This is a genomic window from Runella sp., assembly GCF_027484545.1.
In the GTDB taxonomy this organism is placed as follows: Bacteria; Bacteroidota; Bacteroidia; order Cytophagales; family Spirosomataceae; genus Runella.
Map to the genome: position 1 here is coordinate 1 of NZ_JAIXST010000252.1, position 17,731 is coordinate 17,731.

General features: G+C 43.0%; 16 protein-coding genes. 10 read left to right on the plus strand and 6 right to left on the minus strand.

The features are described 5' to 3' along the window. Nucleotides 1-120: 120 nt before the first annotated feature. A complete protein-coding gene (locus Q0081_RS22990) occupies nt 121-996 on the minus strand; it encodes an AraC family transcriptional regulator (RefSeq protein ID WP_298359191.1) in 876 nt (291 codons plus the stop codon). Between the two features lie 142 nt (nt 997-1,138). On the opposite strand from Q0081_RS22990, the gene Q0081_RS22995 reads away from it, so the two are divergent. Together Q0081_RS22995 and Q0081_RS23000 are read left to right on the plus strand one after the other, a co-directional pair. Further along, a complete protein-coding gene (locus Q0081_RS22995; protein ID WP_298359193.1) occupies nt 1,139-1,966 on the plus strand; it encodes a phytanoyl-CoA dioxygenase family protein in 828 nt (275 codons plus the stop codon). A 67-nt stretch (nt 1,967-2,033) separates the two neighbouring features. Continuing rightward, nucleotides 2,034-2,732, plus strand: coding sequence for a ComF family protein (locus tag Q0081_RS23000; RefSeq protein ID WP_298359196.1), 699 nt, complete (start codon nt 2,034-2,036; stop codon nt 2,730-2,732). Between the two features lie 125 nt (nt 2,733-2,857). Here Q0081_RS23000 and gldJ read toward each other — a convergent pair whose 3' ends face one another. Together gldJ and ruvC are read right to left on the minus strand one after the other, a co-directional pair. After that, entirely contained in the window at nt 2,858-4,165 is a 1,308-nt protein-coding gene (gldJ, locus tag Q0081_RS23005; RefSeq protein ID WP_298359199.1) for a gliding motility lipoprotein GldJ, read from the minus strand. 473 nt (nt 4,166-4,638) lie between these two features. Next, nucleotides 4,639-5,226: a crossover junction endodeoxyribonuclease RuvC gene (ruvC, locus tag Q0081_RS23010; protein WP_298359202.1), complete on the minus strand. Its 588-nt coding sequence runs from the start codon at nt 5,224-5,226 to the stop codon at nt 4,639-4,641. On the opposite strand from ruvC, the gene Q0081_RS23015 reads away from it, so the two are divergent. Further along, nucleotides 5,225-6,223, plus strand: a complete 999-nt coding sequence (locus Q0081_RS23015; protein WP_298359205.1) for a lysylphosphatidylglycerol synthase domain-containing protein — start codon at nt 5,225-5,227, stop codon at nt 6,221-6,223. The genes ruvC and Q0081_RS23015 overlap by 2 nt on opposite strands. Before the next feature lie 2 nt (nt 6,224-6,225). On the opposite strand, the gene Q0081_RS23020 is transcribed toward Q0081_RS23015, so the two are convergent. From Q0081_RS23020 to Q0081_RS23030, 3 genes are all read right to left on the minus strand, one after another. Continuing rightward, nucleotides 6,226-7,809 carry a NuoM family protein gene (locus Q0081_RS23020; protein ID WP_298359208.1) on the minus strand — a complete coding sequence of 528 codons (1,584 nt, stop codon included), beginning with the start codon at nt 7,807-7,809 and terminating at the stop codon, nt 6,226-6,228. An 18-nt stretch (nt 7,810-7,827) separates the two neighbouring features. Then, complete coding sequence (nuoL, locus tag Q0081_RS23025) at nt 7,828-9,819, minus strand: NADH-quinone oxidoreductase subunit L (protein WP_298359211.1); 1,992 nt, start codon at nt 9,817-9,819, stop codon at nt 7,828-7,830. An 89-nt stretch (nt 9,820-9,908) separates the two neighbouring features. Then, nucleotides 9,909-10,757, minus strand: a complete 849-nt coding sequence (locus Q0081_RS23030; RefSeq protein ID WP_298359214.1) for an alpha/beta fold hydrolase — start codon at nt 10,755-10,757, stop codon at nt 9,909-9,911. A 139-nt stretch (nt 10,758-10,896) separates the two neighbouring features. Here Q0081_RS23030 and Q0081_RS23035 point away from each other — a divergent pair, with 139 nt between their 5' ends. The 7 genes from Q0081_RS23035 to Q0081_RS23065 all read left to right on the plus strand — a co-directional run bounded on the left by Q0081_RS23035 (nt 10,897) and on the right by Q0081_RS23065 (nt 17,658). After that, entirely contained in the window at nt 10,897-12,789 is a 1,893-nt protein-coding gene (locus Q0081_RS23035) for a hypothetical protein (protein WP_298359218.1), read from the plus strand. A 72-nt stretch (nt 12,790-12,861) separates the two neighbouring features. Further along, the gene (locus tag Q0081_RS23040; RefSeq protein WP_298359221.1) at nt 12,862-13,329 is read left to right on the plus strand and encodes a MarR family winged helix-turn-helix transcriptional regulator; all 468 of its coding nucleotides are present in this window, start codon (nt 12,862-12,864) and stop codon (nt 13,327-13,329) included. Nucleotides 13,330-13,455: 126 nt separating this feature from the next. Next, complete coding sequence (locus Q0081_RS23045) at nt 13,456-14,070, plus strand: YceI family protein (protein WP_298359224.1); 615 nt, start codon at nt 13,456-13,458, stop codon at nt 14,068-14,070. Nucleotides 14,071-14,221: 151 nt separating this feature from the next. Then, a complete protein-coding gene (locus tag Q0081_RS23050) occupies nt 14,222-15,340 on the plus strand; it encodes a hypothetical protein (protein WP_298359227.1) in 1,119 nt (372 codons plus the stop codon). A gap of 8 nt (nt 15,341-15,348) precedes the next feature. Further along, entirely contained in the window at nt 15,349-16,263 is a 915-nt protein-coding gene (locus tag Q0081_RS23055) for a DUF72 domain-containing protein (RefSeq protein WP_298359230.1), read from the plus strand. A 148-nt stretch (nt 16,264-16,411) separates the two neighbouring features. Beyond that, nucleotides 16,412-16,906, plus strand: a complete 495-nt coding sequence (locus Q0081_RS23060; RefSeq protein ID WP_298359233.1) for a ubiquinol-cytochrome c reductase iron-sulfur subunit — start codon at nt 16,412-16,414, stop codon at nt 16,904-16,906. A gap of 62 nt (nt 16,907-16,968) precedes the next feature. After that, nucleotides 16,969-17,658 carry a DUF5777 family beta-barrel protein gene (locus tag Q0081_RS23065; protein WP_298359236.1) on the plus strand — a complete coding sequence of 230 codons (690 nt, stop codon included), beginning with the start codon at nt 16,969-16,971 and terminating at the stop codon, nt 17,656-17,658. Nucleotides 17,659-17,731 lie beyond the last annotated feature (73 nt).

A 17,731-nucleotide genomic window follows, 5' to 3' on the forward strand; every position in this document is an offset into this window, starting at 1 on the left:
CAACTTTGCTAATATCGCACTTACGAGGGTTATGCTCGCCATAGAAAACGTTGGTTGAAGTGTGGTAACTCCAATTTAACGTTTTCTATGTTTTTATCAAAACCTTTGCAAACTATTGTGTTATCTACCCTTCTTTTTATTGATTTTTCTGTACTGTAAAGGTGACTTGCCGATGTGTCTTTTAAAAACCTGATGAAAATTAGAAAGATTATGGAAACCACACTCTAAGCCCACTTGTGCTATGCTAAGTTCTGAGTCAGTCAGTAATTTGCGAGCGTGGTTGATTTTGAGTTGGTTGACAAATTCGACGTAGGTTTTTTGAGTTCGTTTTTTGAAATAACGACAAAAAGCGGGAGCCGTCAAATGCGCAATTTCTGCAATGGTTTCTAAAGGAATCTCCTCCTGAAAATGCGCCAGCGTAAAATTTAGAATGCGTTTCATGCGTTCTGTTTCTGCGTCGTCAATGGTGATGCGATAAGCAGCGCTTGCCAAAAGAGTAGGAGTGAGGTCTTGAGACAAAATCATCAGAATATCAAGTAAAGTGACAAACCGAAAGCCTTCTGACAATTGGGGGAGTTGAAGGAGTTTATCGCGTACTTTTTCGGTCGTTTCCTGACTGAATTGAACCCCAAAAACGGATTGCCTGAGTAACGCCATTATACTTTTAAAATCAGGAACTTTGGCCAAGAAGTCGTCTATCAAGGCTTGGGGAAATTGCACAACAACCGATTCGGCTGAAAGTTGAGACCCAGATTGATAAAACTCCGAGCTGTTTCGCCAAAAATGAGGTAAATGGGAGCCCAGCAAAACCAAATCACCTTCCGTAAAGGGCAGAATACTATCGGCCACAAATCGCTGTCCGGTGCCCTGCACAATGTACGTCAATTCAAATTCGGGATGGTAGTGCCACGGCGCGTCGAAATAGGCTCTTTTGAAGCGCCGCGCCAAAAATGAAGAAGAGGTTTCAAAGGTCAGTTTTTCAAGTTGTGGCTTCATTATGTGTGGTATATTTACGTGTTTATCCCATTTGAAAAATATAATAAGTTAAAATACCATATTTTATAATCAAAAAACAGGATTTTTAACTTTCGTTATTTACGGTACTTTGTATCATCAAACAACATCATTCAATCCAACTATGCAAACCGCAATCGATACAACTACTATGATGGAGGAACTGAATACCCCTTATGAGGTTCCGCAGGAAGCCATCGCTTTTTACCGTGAAAATGGTTACGTTAAACTCAAAAACGTATTGAGTCCGGAAGCGATTGAGTATTACGGAAATATCATTACCGATCTGGTGTTTAAACTCAATAAACTCACCAAACCCATGGAAGAACGCACGACGTATGAGAAGGCGTTTTTGCAAATCATGAATCTGTGGCGAGAAGACGAAACGGCTAAAGAATTTGTGTTTTCCAAGCGCCTCGCCCAAATTGCGGCCGACCTAATGGAAGTGGAAGGAGTACGAATTTATCACGACCAAGCGCTTTACAAAGAGCCGAGTGGAGGCATTACTCCTTGGCACGCCGACCAATTTTACTGGCCGTTGGCTTCGCCAAAAACGGTGACGGTTTGGATTCCTTTGCAGGCTACCCCGATGGAAATGGGACCGTTGGCCTTTGCCGAAAAAAGCCAGGCGGTGGAAATTGGCCGCAATCTTGAAATTAGTGATGAAAGTGAAGCCATTATGCAACAATCACTTACGCAATTTAATTTGCAGGAATCTCCTTTCGATTTGGGAGAGGTAAGCTATCATGCAGGTTGGCTGTTTCACCGTGCCGGACCTAATGTTTCTACGAAGCCTCGCAAAGTGATGACCGTGATTTACATGGACAAAGACCAACGGGTAATGCAGCCTAAAAATAGCTATCAGGTAGCTGATTGGCAAACTTGGCTTGCCTCAGCACCCGTAGGAAGTTCCCCTAACAGTCCGCTTAATCCGTTACTATATAGCCGATAATTTTGGTTCAAGACTTGGAAAGTTTACATTTACGGTGACTAACAAAAACTTTCCAAGTCTCAGAAACATGGTGGCAATCAAACGCGTTTGGAACGATTTATTAGACTTATTTTACCCTAATCCCTGTTGCGCCTGCGACACCCCTTTGGTGGGAAATGAAGAGGTGATTTGTACCCAATGCCGGCTTAGTTTGCCGCGCTCCAATTCTCACCTGATTGAGATTCCTTCCCTTGCTGACAAATTTGCAGGGAAAGTGTTGGTCAAGTCGGTTTATACGTTTCTTAAATTTGAAAAAGGAAATAGAGTACAACGCCTTTTGCACCACCTTAAATACAATAATCGCCCCGATGTCGGTCAGACGTTGGGGCGACTGTATGGGCAGGAATTGAGAACTGCCCGTGTTAATGACCAAATTGACTTGTTGCTTCCCATACCATTGCATAGTCGTAAATTAGCCCAACGAGGCTACAACCAAAGCGATGCCATTGCCGAAGGTCTTTCGGAAACCTTAGCGGTGGATTGGTCAGCTACTCTTTTAAAACGTTCAAAATTTACTTCTACTCAAACGCGTAAAACCCGCATGGAGCGCTTTGAAAACGTGTCGGGGATATTTGACGTGACCGAACCCGAGCAAATCAAAGAAAAACGGATTGGTCTTGTAGATGATGTTGTCACCACGGGTTCAACGTTGGAATCTGCCATTATCGAATTGCTGAACAATGGAGCCAAAGAAGTTTCGGTGATTACATTGGCGGCTGCTTATTAATAGACAAAAACTCTGTCAAAGTTCCAAACTTTGACAGAGTTAGATAAACTAAAAAAGGCGAAAAACATTTCTGTTCTTCGCCTTTTTTAGTAGTAACTATGGACTGCGCGTCTGCGGAAAGTAAACTATTTATTTCTTCCTGTTGAAATCATGGCACAACGGAATCCAATCATTGCAGTAGATGAATCCTGCGCTAAGTAACGGCGTGTGCCGGGTGATAACCAATAAGCTACATCGTTCCAAGAACCTCCTTTATACACACGAAGATTATTGTTGATAACCGAGTTGCTTCCTTTGGTATCGTAACGTTTTTCTTCATCCAAGAAACCATCACGACGCAACGGGTTTAAGTCTTTGAAGTCCATTGATGACAACGGACGATACACGTCGTATACCCATTCGTTCACGTTACCTGCCATGTTGTACAAACCAAAGTCATTTGGTGGAAACTTATATACTTCCTCTGTAATGATGGCACCATCGTTTGATTTACCGGCAATACCGGCGTAGTCACCGCGGGCACGTTTAAAGTTGGCCAACATTTCACCTTTGTGTTTACCACGCGGGTTACGAATAGAAGAGCCATCCCAAGGATAAATACGTTGGTTCGATTGGTTTTCGTCAGCGTATTGGGTGCCGATCATCGCTTTAGCTGCGTATTCCCATTCTGCTTCCGTTGGAAGGCGATAATCGGGCAATACATAGCCGCTTTCTACCGTAGGACGGCTACCTGTCGAAGCCATTAAAGCCTCAGATTCAGCCTGTCCTTTTTTCTTGCTCTTTTTGCCAAGCCCTGATTTTTTACCTTTGCCATTCGCTTGTTTTGCCAAATTTGCATTGACAAAATTAGTACGCCAGATAGAATAATCGTTCGCCTGTATCCAAGATACCCCCACTACCGGATACAAACGGAAGCCCGGGTGACGGAAATAATAACTTACATACGAATCATTGAACGACAAAGGGTCGTACCAAACGGTGGTGTCAGGAAGCGCCTTTGAGGCAACCTCCGCCGACGAATCCCGCTGAATGTAGTGCAGGTATTCGAGGTAGTTGAGGTTAGAAATTTCGGTTTCGTCCATGTAGAAAGATTGCACGCTGACGGTACGCTCGCGGTTGTCACGCGAATTCATCACATCTTCTTCCAAGGCACCCATCGTAAAACGACCTCCTTCGATAAACACAAGATTGGGGCCAACCACTTGCGATTTGTAAGGCATTACCACAAAACCCTCGGGTTGCCCAGCGTCAGCCAATGCCGCTCCTTTCTTACCTTTTTTGCCCTTTTTGCCATCTTTGGTGGCAAAATCTGAGTTTGTCGCCGTACTTTTCTTGCCCGGGTTGAGGCTTGAAGGGTGTTTTGACTTACAAGCACTAAACAGCACGGTGGCTGCCAGTACCCAAATCGCCGCTTTCATACTGAATTTGACCATTTAGATTAAATAGTTAATCGTTATTAGTTATCCTTGTAATAGTTAATTACGAATTGAAAAACTTTGTATGTTTTTTTAAAAACAGGGCAAAAGTACGATTATTGCCCCAAAAGAACTAAGAATCCGTTGATTTGTTGTCTATCAATAACTTTGCCAAACTTCAAACCGGCGCCTATTCCTTTGTTTTTGTTCAAATAACGAAAGCTATTTTGAACGTATTGTTACAGAGGAGAAGATTTTCGAGAAAATGTCAGAAAACGTTTTTCTCAGACAATGTACGCAATGGATTAAGAAAGGTAACTGAACGCATAAAAAGTGCCCTTGCTTTCATGCGTTTTACAACGGTAGAAGCACATGATTTATTGCTGTAGCTTTATTTAGCGGTTTTCGGTAGATAAGTTTAGAAAATTGAAGAAGCGGGCTAAAGTGAAAAAAAGCTGCGGACTACATGTCTGTAGACTGTCAACTATTCCCTATTTCACCCGATTGGGGTTTTCACTGACAAATGCTGACCAAGCCCCTTTTTTAGCTCCTTTCTTTTTGGAAGCTGCCGATGGTAGTGCATTGGCGTGATAATGGTGACAAATTGCAATCGCCACGGCATCGGTTGCATCCAGGTATTCGGGCTGAAGTTCCTGTTTGAGAATACTTTGCAGCATATAAGCGACCTGTTCTTTGCTGGCGCTCCCGCTACCCGTTACCGACATTTTCACTGTCTTGGGAGAATACTCTACAATCGGAATGCTACGGTTGAGAGCCGCCGCCATTGCCACTCCCTGCGCCCTTCCGAGTTTGAGCATGGATTGGGGGTTTTTTCCGTAAAAAGGGTCTTCAATCGCCATTTCATCTGGCAAAAATTCTTCACACAACTGCGTGATGCGGTCGAATATTTTCTTTAGTTTCAGTTCGTGGCTGTTATATTTGTCGAGTTTTAAAACCCCGTATTGAATCAGCTCAATGCGCTGTCCGATGACGCGAATGACACCGTAACCCGCAATGCGTGTGCCGGGGTCAACGCCCAAAATGATTTTTTCCGTTTGATTTGACAATTGGTCTTGCATGATGCAAAGTAACACCCCTTCGTGGTCTTCTCAGCTTTCTTCGCTCAAAAAAATCGCGTGGGTATTCAAATTAGTGCTTTTGGCAGCGATGTTGGCCTATTTGTATTTCACCATTCTTGAAAAAGGGCAAAGTTTGAAAGACGTGTATCGACTGCTTCGTGAAAATTTGCGCAGTCCTCATTGGATAGAGTTGACCATCGTGGTACTTCTCACACCAATCAACTGGGCGTGTGAAAGTCGTAAATGGCAATTGTTGGCGCAAAAGATTGAAAATATCAGTTTCCTACAATCCCTGAAAGGAGTGTTGGCAGGATTGGCACTTGGATTTATGATGCCTAACAACGTTGGCGATGCGGCAGGACGGGTGCTGTCGCTCCAAAGCAACCAACGACTGACGGGCGTAGGTGCGGCATTGCTGTCTAATGGTTTACAGTTTTATGTGTCTTTGTTGTTTGGAACACTGGGTTGGGCATATTTAATCAGCCAACAGTCAACGCTGCAACAATGGCCGCAATTAATGCTTCTGGGAGCGTTGATTTCTACCTTAGGGTTCGGTATATGGTTGATTACCAAACGGAAAAATGCTGAAAAGTACCTTGAACGCTATCGTTGGTTTCGATGGATAGAACCATACGTAGATGTCATTGCACAATACAATTTAATTGAAATTCGCCGGGCATTTCGGTGGGCCGCATTGCGTTATGGGGTATTTACGGTGCAGTTTGGTTTATTGCTGCTGATTTTTGACGTATCATTGCCCGTTTTAGCCGCAATTTCAAGCGTTTTTTTGGTGTATTTTGCTAAAACACTCATTCCGGCCCTCAATTTTCTGGGGGATTTGGGCATTCGAGAAGCTTCGTCTTTGTACTTTTTTAGTTTTTATACGGTCGAACCTGCCCGTATTGTAGCCGTGACACTGACACTTTGGTGCATCAATATTTTACTTCCTGTGTTGATAGGAGTATTTTGGGTGATGAAAATGCGTTGGTGGCGTTGATTTTACTCAAAAATCTTTAATAACCCCGCTACCGTTTTGTCCGATAGTTGAAACAATACATTGGGGAAAAGCCCCAACAGTAAAGTCGCCAAGGCAAGTGGAATCAGCAGCCACTTTTCACGGGAAGTTAAATCGGAAAGCAAGGCTTGTTCCGCAGGAATTTTTACCCAAAGTTTCCCAAAAAACATGCGTTGCAGCGTCCACAAAAAGTAAGCGGCGGCTAAAATAATCCCCAGGGTACCGGAGGCCGCTAACCAAGTAGGTAGTACGTTCGATTGAAAACCTCCCATAAGCGTGAACAACTCACCCACAAAACCCGAGAAACCGGGCATTCCGAGCGATGCAAAAAATGCGATGCCTGTTACTACGGTGAAAGCAGGCATAGGGCCTATCAGTCCGCGATAATTATCAATGAGACGATTGTGAGTGCGGTCGTACAGTACTCCCGCAATTAAAAACAACATCGCTGAAAGTATTCCGTGACTGACCATTTGGTAAACGGCCCCGTTGACGCCTTCGGCAGTCAATGATGCTATTCCCAATACGACAAACCCCATGTGGGATACGGATGAGTAAGCAATCATTTTCTTTAAGTCATTTTGCGCCAGTGCGTTGAATCCGCCGTAAATGATGGAGATAACGCCCAGCAACGCCAACGTAAAGGCATATTCGTTGGCAGCATCAGGAAAAATGGGGTAGGCAATTCGGAGCAATCCATACCCTCCAACTTTCAACAAAATTCCCGCTAATACGACCGACACTGGAGTAGGGGCTTCTACGTGTGCATCGGGGAGCCAAGTGTGCAGGGGAACAATCGGAAGTTTGATGGCAAAGCCAATAAACAGCAACCAAAAAGCCAACATTCGAGAAGGAATTCCAAAAATATTGACTTCGCCGGTGAGTGATAAAATACTGTCAGATAAATAATTGCGCCCGTCGGTCATGTACCGTAAGTCAAACGTATGTACTAAGGTTTTGGTCAATTCCGATTCGTAAGGGTCAATGACGGACAGGTACAGTCCAATCATTACAATCAGAATAAGGATTGAACCGACCAGTGTATAGAGGAAAAATTTAATCGAAGCATATTCGCGACGAGGTCCTCCCCATAAACCAATCAGGAAGTACATGGGAAGCAGCATGAATTCAAAAAACAAGAAAAACAGAAAGAAATCCAAGGCGAGAAAACAACCCGTTATGCTTGTGGTGAGCAATAAATACAGCGAAAAATAAGCCTTTTCGCGTTTGTCAATGTTCCAGGAAGCTACTGCGCCTATCAACATAACAAGGGAAGTAAGTAAAACCAAAGGAAAACTGATGCCGTCAATTCCGACCAAATAATCGATGGAAACAGTACCCAGGCTGCCCAGAGAGAGTGTAATCCAATCCGCTTTTTCGACAAATTGGTAGGCTGAGGTATTCGTTTGAAACTGAGTCCACATCACCACCGAAACCACTACCTGCATGACACAGAAAAAGAGATTGATGCTCTTGTAAAGATGCTTTTGTGAATTTGGAAGCAGTACAATGGCAACCGCTCCGACAAGTGGATGGAATAAAAAGAAAGAAAGTAAATAAGGAATCATATATAGATTATCGTAAAATCAACTTAACATCCAGAATAACAGGAAAAGTACCCCTACCAACATCGCCACAAAATACGATTGGATTTGCCCGTTGTGTAAACTTCTTGTTCGGTTTCCGAAAAATCCTGCTACCCAAGCCAATCCATTTACAATACCATCTACTATCATTCGGTCAAAACGTCCTACCAAATGTGCAGTAATAACAGTCAAATAACCAAATCCATTTACTGTCACATCTAAGACTCTTTGATCAAAATAGGATAAATGATGCGCTATTTTTTGCATTGGAGTAATTAAAAACAAAAAATGATCGGTTGTAGGGTCATGCTCGCGCAATAACTGTACCCACTGTTTTGCATCTTCAAAACGGTGTATAAATGAGGCTTTGAGTTGATCGTGCCACTGCGCAAGCAGTTGAACCAACGAGGGTGCTGAATGAGTAAAGGTGCAAAGATAACCTAAACCCAATCCTGTCACTGCCACAATCACGGACGCAATCGCAACAACGGTGTGTAATTGATGATTAAGGTTGGATTTGAATAAATTGAAAAACCACCCATGACTCGCGTCGAAAGGATTCCATGAAAACCAGATAAAAACTGACAAAGATGCCAAGATAACCATCGGTATTTTCATAAAGCCGTCGGTTTCGTGCAAATGCTCATCGGGATTTGCTGATTTGGAATCAGCACTACGCTCTAAAAATACCATTCGCCATTGCCGAGCTACATAAAAAGCTGTCAAACCTGCTGAAAGTAACCCAATTGTGGGAATAAAATAAGCTATACCTCCGTTTCTGCCTGCCCAAGCAAAAGCTTCCACTAAAATCGCATCTTTTGATAAAAAGCCTGAAAAGAAAGGCAATCCAGCTAACGCTGCCGCACAACCGGTATACGCAAAAAAAGTAACGGGCATTTTCTGCCTTAACCCGCCCATCTGTCGCATATCCTGTGAGTGAACAGCGTGGATTACCGCTCCTGCACACAAAAACAACCCGGCCTTAAAGAAGGCATGAGTCAATAAATGGAACAGGGAAGCTTCTCTTGCGCCTACCCCCATTCCCATTACCATGAGACCGAGTTGCGAAATGGTTGAGTAGGCCAATAATTTCTTAATATCAGTTTGAAAAATAGCTCGATAGGCTCCCAGCAGCATGGTGATAGTGCCAATCAAAGTCACCACAAGAAGGGCATCAGGCGTTAATAGAAAATGGATTCTTGCCAATAGAAAAATACCTGCTGCCACCATCGTAGCCGCGTGAATCAGCGCTGACACGGGTGTCGGCCCTTCCATGGCATCAGGTAGCCAAGCTGACAACGGAAATTGGGCTGATTTGCCAATGGCCCCGCAAAATAGCAAAAGCCCAATTATCAGCAAACCATTCTCCGTTGTCTGTGAACCGTTAACTGATAACTGATAACTGATAACTGACATTTCCGTCGTCCCGAATTGCCAAAACAGCAATAAAATGCCCACCAAAAAACCGGCATCACCGATTCTGTTCAATAAAAAAGCCTTCTTTGCTGCCCAAACAGCACGGGGCTTCTCGTACCAAAAGCCAATCAATAGATAAGAAGAAAGTCCCACCAATTCCCATCCTACGTACATCAACAGTAAACTTCCTGCCAAAACAATGACTAACATGGAGAAGACGAATAAGCCCAGAAAAGCAAAATAACGCCATTTTCCTGCATCATCGTGCATGTAGCTGATGGAGAAAACGTGTACCAATAACGCTACCAAATGCACCACGGCGAGCATCAAAAGTGTAAGATTGTCAATCTGAAGCGATAAGGTAAAAGATTTTTTCCCGAGGCTAAACCATTCGAATACAAAGTGCTGTGGAGAATTTACCAATTCTTTTGCCAACACAATAGACAAGACTAATCCAATCAGTGTGATGAAAGAAGCAATCCCGCCGACCCATTGATTGGTCTTTTTTCCCGCGAGGAAGAAGACCAAAAAAGAGCTTAGCGGTAAGAATAGAAGAATGAGTAATACTGAAAACATCAAAACGGTTGCGTTATGCGTCGGCAAAAGTAAAAACTATCCGCCAACTTTCAGAAGTTTTTAAGTGAACGGATTAGCCTGTAAGTTCTTTACTTCAGTTCCAAAACCCTTTTTATCCCCTCTACTATCAAATCGGGGTCGCTCCAAGGTACGAAGTGATTCATGTTCTCCTTCCAAATTGTCGTTACTCTCACGTGCGGGAGTTGTTTTTTTACAAATTCAGCGTTTCCCGGTGCTACCAATACATCTTTACCTCCCTGTACCACTACCACCGGGCAGTGAATTTTATCCCAGTTCGGTTTCATCCTTTTCAGTTCCTTTTCCAAAGGTAATAGTTCGTCATTACTGCTTCTGAAAAAAGCGGGCATTGCCCACCGTAGCGGCGTATATTTTAAGGGGAAACGGTACCAATTGGAAGGCTCTAAATCAGGGTCAACAGCTCCTGCGACAATAACAAGACCTTTGATATACTGTGGATACATAATAGCCATCTGCACAATCACGGGGCCTCCGTAGGAATGGCCTATCAGCACGACAGGTTGTTTTTGCATTTTTAAAATCGGCAATAAAGCTTCGGCCTGAAGCTGAAGTTCATCTTCGGCTCCCCCTTTTGCGGCTTCTCCAAAGCCCGGTCTGTCAGCCGACATCAACCGGCAATGTTGGAGTAAAAAAGTGTCTTTAAGAAATGCCTTAAAATTATCCCATGAACCAGGCGAACCGTGCACAAATAATACCGGTTGGCGCAACGAATCACCGGTGGCAACGTAATGTAACTGACGCCCAATGGATTCATAAAAATGACGTTGAGGAGGATAATTACTTTTGGAAAAATAACTGTACATCGCTTCGTCGTTAATGCGTGTACTAAAGCAGGAAGACGCAACGACTGCAATCATATAAAACAGACACACAACTAACATAATTTTTCGGCGTTTCATAGCTGATTCAGGTAGAGTTATCTAATGTATTGAGAGATTTCTTATTTTTTGAGTAAAATTGACCAAAAGAAACGGTAACCTCGTAATTATTTCGATGGTTTTTAGTAGATATAACATATTAATCTTACTTCTGTTTACCTTGATTTTACGCGATTCATTGGGGCAAAGTCCCAATCCCAATCGTATAGATTCACGGAAAGCGTCGCGTACCCGAGATACACTGGAATACAAACCCACGTTAGACAGCCTTTTTAAAGTTCGGATAGATTCTCCAACGGCAAAAGATACGGCGTTTGGAATGAAGGCCAAAAAAGTGGTTCCAAAAACAGTATACAATTTTCTCTTTCGAGATATTTATAACAGAACCGATTCTGGTCAGGTAAGTCAAATTGAACAAAACCCCCACAAACCTTACGAAGGACGTTGGATTAGGAAAGTCTATGTTCACAATATGGATGCGTTTGGACACAGTGTATACGATACGACCATTGTACCCAATAACTGGCTGGATCGTGTTGGCAATCAGTTTCACCGAAGTACCCGTGAGCGGGTCATTATGCGCAATTTTCTATTTTTTGAGGAAGGAGACATCATAGATCCCGAAAAAATTAAGGATAATGAGCGCTATTTGCGTCAGCAGGGTGTTTTTCATGACGTTCGGATCGTAATTATCCCTTACATGAACGCCAAAGATGCAGTGGATGTCCACGTCTATACGCAGGATATTTGGTCGCTGCTTCCTGACGGCTCTGCTTCTGGTGTCGATAATTTTACGGTAGGGCTTGACCAGAAAAATTTTGGAGGAATGAGTCATTCTTTCAAAAATACGATTTCTTACAACGGAAAAGACGAGCGGCAACGACTCGAATACGCAGGCCGTTATTTTATTCCTTCTTTTAGAAAAACGTTTATTTCGGGGCAGGGAATTCTGAATATGCAGCGGGACCAAAAACAGATAAATTTCAAAGCCTATCGTCCTTTTTTGACTCCCGAAATGAAATATGCAGGTTCTATCGAAATCGGATATAACAATATACGCCTGTTTGAATTTATCAAAGACCCGCTTACAGGGCGCTCTACCCGCAATTATTTCTGGTCTCAATACGTCTTATTTGACGCCTGGATGGGGCGTTCTTTTAAATTATTTTTTGGAGATCAACAACTCCGTGAACGCGCTCGATTTGTAGTAGCCCTGCGTCACACGCGTCAGTCATTTTATAACCGCGACAGGTCAGTAACCGATAGCACCAATCAACTTTTTCAAAACACGCGTCCTACTTTGTTTAGTGTTGGGTTTTCCAACCGCCGTTACCAGCGAGATTTGCTGATTTATGGATTCGGTCGTACCGAAGACGTTCCTGTGGGAGATTTAGCGGCTTTTATCTATGGCAAAGACCCCGCAGAATTGGGCCAACGGAAATACGTAGGTATCAAATTTTCAAGAGCTCGGTATATTAAAGCAGGCTATCTATACACGTTGGTTAATGTCGGTACTTATTTAAAAGATGTAGCTGCCGAACAGGGAGTTTTTAGTACTGAGGATAATTACTTTACTCCCTTGCATGGATTGGGCAGAGGATGGTACGCCCGGCATTTTCTTAATTTGAAATTTGCGTGGGGCTTCAATCGTTTTCAAAACGAATATTTGAATATAAGCGGCAATGAAGGAATTCCGGGAATTTATAGTGATGAACTTCGCGGTACACGAAAACTGGTAGTGGGAGTAGAGACGGTATTTTTTAGCCCTGTTAATGTATTAGGATTCAGAATAGCTCCGTTTGTATTTGCCAATGTTGGCTGGACTACCTTCGATGGTCAAAAACTATTCGGTCATCTTCCTTACCAAGGCTACGGCATTGGTTTTAGATTTCGTAACGAAAATCTTACCTTCAATACGTTTCAGGTTCGATTAAGCTACTATTCTGGCATTCCTGACGTTACGCAGCCATTTCGGGCCGGATTTGACGGGATTTCACCGCTTCGATTTCGAGATTTTGACATCTCCGCTCCAGAAATTGTCCCCTTCCAATAAATTTATTTTAATAAATGTATTGACATACAATGTAATTACATTTATATTTGCATCGTCAAAGTTCATACGTATATGTCCATCGAAACCGACATCAAACAAACAAAGTTCAGAAATCCGCATCATCGAATGGCTCTCAATTTGCTTTATACTACAAATTGGTTGTCAAACAGTCAGGCGTGTTTGTTGAAACCTTATGATTTAACACCGCAACAGTACAATGTTCTTCGCATTTTGAGGGGACAGTATCCAAAGCCTGTACGGGTAAATGACATCATTGAGCGCATGTTGGACAAAATGTCGAACGCCTCACGCTTAGTGGACAAACTTTTATTGAAAGCCTTAGTAAAAAGAACTGAATGCCCTCACGACCGTCGCGCCGTAGATGTGGTCATTACTGAAGCTGGACTGGAAATTTTGTCTGAATTAGATAAAATGCAGGAAAGTTGGGAAAATCAACTCAAACGGTTGAGCGAGCAGGAAGCCGATTTGTTGAGCGAATTGATTGATAAGCTTCGCGGCTCCGTTGAGATGGCCGATTAAGGTTCTTGTAATAATTTCCAACAAAAAGAGCCTGGAAATCATAAGTAGAATTTGAAAATCTATTAAATCAATAAATCAAAATCTTTAATTTAATTTTTTTAATTTTTAAACATCCTACAAAATACAATGAAAACGATTGGAATGATTGCAAGTGTGTTGGTTGCCGGTTTGTTAGTAGTAAATACTGCGGTAGCAACTGAAAAAAATGGCGCTAAAAAAGCAGTAGCGTACAAAGTAGACGCGGCAAAAAGCGTAGTGAAATGGCATGCAAAGAAAGTAACAGGCGAGCACTTTGGTACGATTGGTTTGGCAACTGGTGCATTGAATGTTGATGGCACTAAAATTTCAGGCGGTTCTTTTGAAATAGACATGACCAGCATTAAATGTACTGACCTTACTGATGCAGGATACAACGCTAAATTAGTAGGCCACTTAAAATCAGAGGATTTCTTTTCGGTAGAGAAAAATCCAAAAGCAACTTTTGTTATTACGAAAGTAGATGGCAAAGGAGCTAACGTAAACATTACCGGTGATTTGACAATCAAAGGCATCAAAAACAGCGTTACTTTCCCTGCAACAGTAACCGCTGATGCGAAAGGTGTAACTGCGAATGCAAAGATTGTGCTTGACCGTGCAAAATGGGATATCCGTTACGGTTCAAAAACATTCTTCCCTAACATTGGTGACAAAATGATCAATGATGATTTTGAAATCGATTTGGCTTTGACTGCTGCTAAATAAGCAAGAAGTCAATAACTGACAAGTTTACATTAAAAACAACAAAGACTCGTTCGTAAAGGACGAGTCTTTGTTGTTTTTAATGTAATTTTTTTTCAACATTCACGTTATTTACTCTAAAATAGTGTCAACTGCCTGCTTACCGCAAATTTCCATGAAACGCCTTATCTGCCTGTTAACAGCCCTTTCAACCTTTACGTATGCCCAAACTACTCAATCCGCTGAGGAGACGGAAGATGAAGCATTTGTGTGTCATTATTTCGGGTATAAACAATTGAAAACCCCGAAGGAGATTTGTAATTTTCTGAGCTTTCGCTCCAACCAGCACGCCGAAGAAGTAGTGGATCAAATCCTGCGTCAAGTGGGATTGCTCCGCAACTTCGTGGTAGTGGAGTGTCCTAACACAGAAAATTGCTTTGCTACCGTTGTCGATGGACAACGGTACATCGTGTATGACGGCGCGTTTATGAAACGCGTCGAAAACGCTACCAACACCGACTGGTCAGCCATTAGCATAGTAGCCCATGAAATCGGGCATCATTTGCAGGGCCATACCATCGACGGCAAAGGAGCACGTCCACAAAAAGAATTGGAAGCAGACCGTTTTTCGGGTTTTGTGATGCAACGTTTGGGCGCTTCTCTTGATGAAGCACTTGTTGCCATCAAAACGTTGGGTGACGATAAACCTACGTATTCGCATCCAGCCAAAGCTACACGAGTAGAAGCTATCCGTCAGGGATGGGCGGATGCAGCAGGTTTATCCAAAAACCCAATGGCAAAAAATGATAAGCCTGCCACGGTTACTAATCATGTGAATGTCAGCGCTCCCAAGCAGATGCCAACTACTACCCACGAGTCACCCGCGGCAGACACACAGGAAGATGAGGATGAAGGATGTATTGCGGGTAACTGCGACAATGGCCTCGGAATTTATGTCCACGAGAGCGGCGAGCGTTACGAAGGTGATTTCCGCTATGGCAAACGTCATGGTACAGGAGTGCAATATTATCCCGAAGGAAAAATGAAATACAAAGGTGAATTTCGCGCTGATCAGCGTGCGGGGTACGGAGCCTATTATTTTTCTAACGGAGACAAATACGTGGGTTTATTTCAAAACAATTTACCACATGGAAAAGGAACCTACTATTACGCAGATGGTGACCGATTTGTCGGAATCTACGAAAATGGCAAACGCAACGGTCAAGGAGCATTTTATCACAGAGACGGACGCCGTGAAGCAGGAGTTTATTCAGATGACGAACGAGTAAAATAGTATTTAGCATGGATTTTGGGAAGTTAGAAGACATTTCAGGAGTAAATTTCAGTTTGCCAACGGACCACCCGTTTATGAGCAAAGCTCTTAATAGCTTCGAAGCTTCTACCCCCAAATCCAATCTCTGCTTCGTGGGCCCGCCCATTTGGTCAAATAAAGAATGGGTAGGCAAAATTTATCCGACTACGGCCAAAGAAAAAGATTTTCTATATCACTACACTCGGCAGTTCAACACGATTGAGCTTAACGTCACACATTATCAAATCCCAAGCGAAGCGACTATTCAGCGTTGGCGGGAAGCGGCTTCGCCGGGTTTTCGATTTTGTCCTAAATGGCCTCAGGAAATCAGCCATGAACGCCAATTAAGAGGCTGTGAAGCCCTGAGTCATGCCTTTACAAACTCAGTGTTGGGTTTAGGTGAACACTTGGGAACTACTTTTTTGCAATTAGCTCCCTATTTTGATTCCCGTCAACTCCGTACATTGGAAGCATTTTTGAAACAACTGCCCCCGGGTTTTCCGATTGCCGTCGAATTTCGACATCCCGATTGGTTTTCCAATCCATCCGTTTGGCAGGAAACACTTCTGATGCTCCATCAAATGGGAGTTGGTACTGTCATGTCAGATGTGGCAGGCCGTCGCGATGTACTGCACATGAGCCTTACCACACCAACCGTCGTATTACGTTTTGTGGGAAATGAACTGCATCCCACCGATTTTACTCGGGTAAATGCCTGGGCAAACAGACTTAAGAATTGGTATCTTCAAGGGCTACAAACAGCCTACATCTTTGTTCACTGCGGTGAAAATATAAATGCTCCCGAACTGACTAAATACTGGATTGAGCAACTCAATCAACAGTGCGATTTTGCTCTTTCTCCCCCTCGGATTCAACCGAAAGCAGTGCAGGGAACCCTCTTTTAGTAATTGCTTTTCAGGGATAACCTCCCCAATTTCAGATAGTTGTTTAGTTAGATATTAAAAAAAAAGCTGGTTTACGCAACCGGATTTGACAACCCTACGTAAATAACTGCGGAAACATTCTCTGAGACAAACAAAACAACTAAAGAACATGCAGGAAAACACAATGAAGCGTGGACAATTCTTACGCGAATTAGGGCTGAGCAGTAGCGCATTATTAGCATTTTATTGTATTGGAACAACAATGACTGCCTGTTCTACCGGCAGTAGTGATCCCACTCCAACAACAACCGGTACAACATCCGGAATCACTGGTAATGCGGATACCGCCAAAGGAGCGATTAGTTTCACCCTTGATTTGACAAACAGTAAATATTTAACCCTTAAAACAGCGGGTAACTTTGTCATCGTGGACAGCATCATCGTAGCAAATGCCAAAGGTACATTGGTTGCGTTGTCGAAAGCCTGTACCCATGAAGGCACTGCACTAAGCTACCGTTCTGCTCAAAATGATTTTCACTGCAGTAACCACGGCTCAGAGTTCAGTACTACGGGAGCCGTTGAAGTGGGCCCGGCCACAAAAGCCTTGGCAGTGTATCAGGCACAACTTAGCTCGGACGGAAATACATTGACGGTAAAAGCATAAAATTCCTTTTACAAGTCTATTCTTTGAAACTCAACGTAGAACCTCGACGAACCTATATTTTTATGAAAGTATTTATTCAGATAAGTATCGCATTGCTGTGGCTGAGTTCGATAGCGGGGTGGGCACAGGATGACTTGCCAAAGATGCTCGAAGAAAATGAGCCGAAAACCTCTAATTTCACCACAGCAACTTTTAAAGGCACACGGATTATTAATGGGCATTCGGTGGAAACGGTAAAAAAGAATCACTTAGATTTTATCATTCATCACCGTTTTGATGCGCTCAATTCCGGGGCGTATAATCTGTATGGTCTTGATTATTCTACGGTTCGTTTGGGATTTGAATATGGTATTACGGATCAATTTATGATTGGAATCGGGCGGAGCAGTGTTCAAAAAACGTATGACTTTTTGGCCAAGGCAAAATTGCTTCGTCAATCTTCCGGTACAAGAAATGTCCCGGTTTCGGCAACAGCTTTCGTGAGTGCGGTTATTGAAACTCAAGACAAAACGTTGGGTACACAAGATCAGACCTCCTACTGCACGCAACTTTTAATCGCCCGAAAATTCAGCGATAAACTGTCTTTGCAACTCAATCCGACGCTGTTGTATCGCAATCGTGTTGCCACGGCAAAACAGGAACGTGCACTTTTTGCTTTGGGAGTTGGCGGAAGATTGAAGCTTAATAAACGCCTGTCTCTTAATGCCTATCAGGGCATTTTGATAAAAACTTGGGATGAGCTACGTTTGTAAATTTTACGACCAAGCAAAACCCCAATGAAATTAACCCATCCCGAAAAAAAACGGATAACCGTTCCAAAGACCA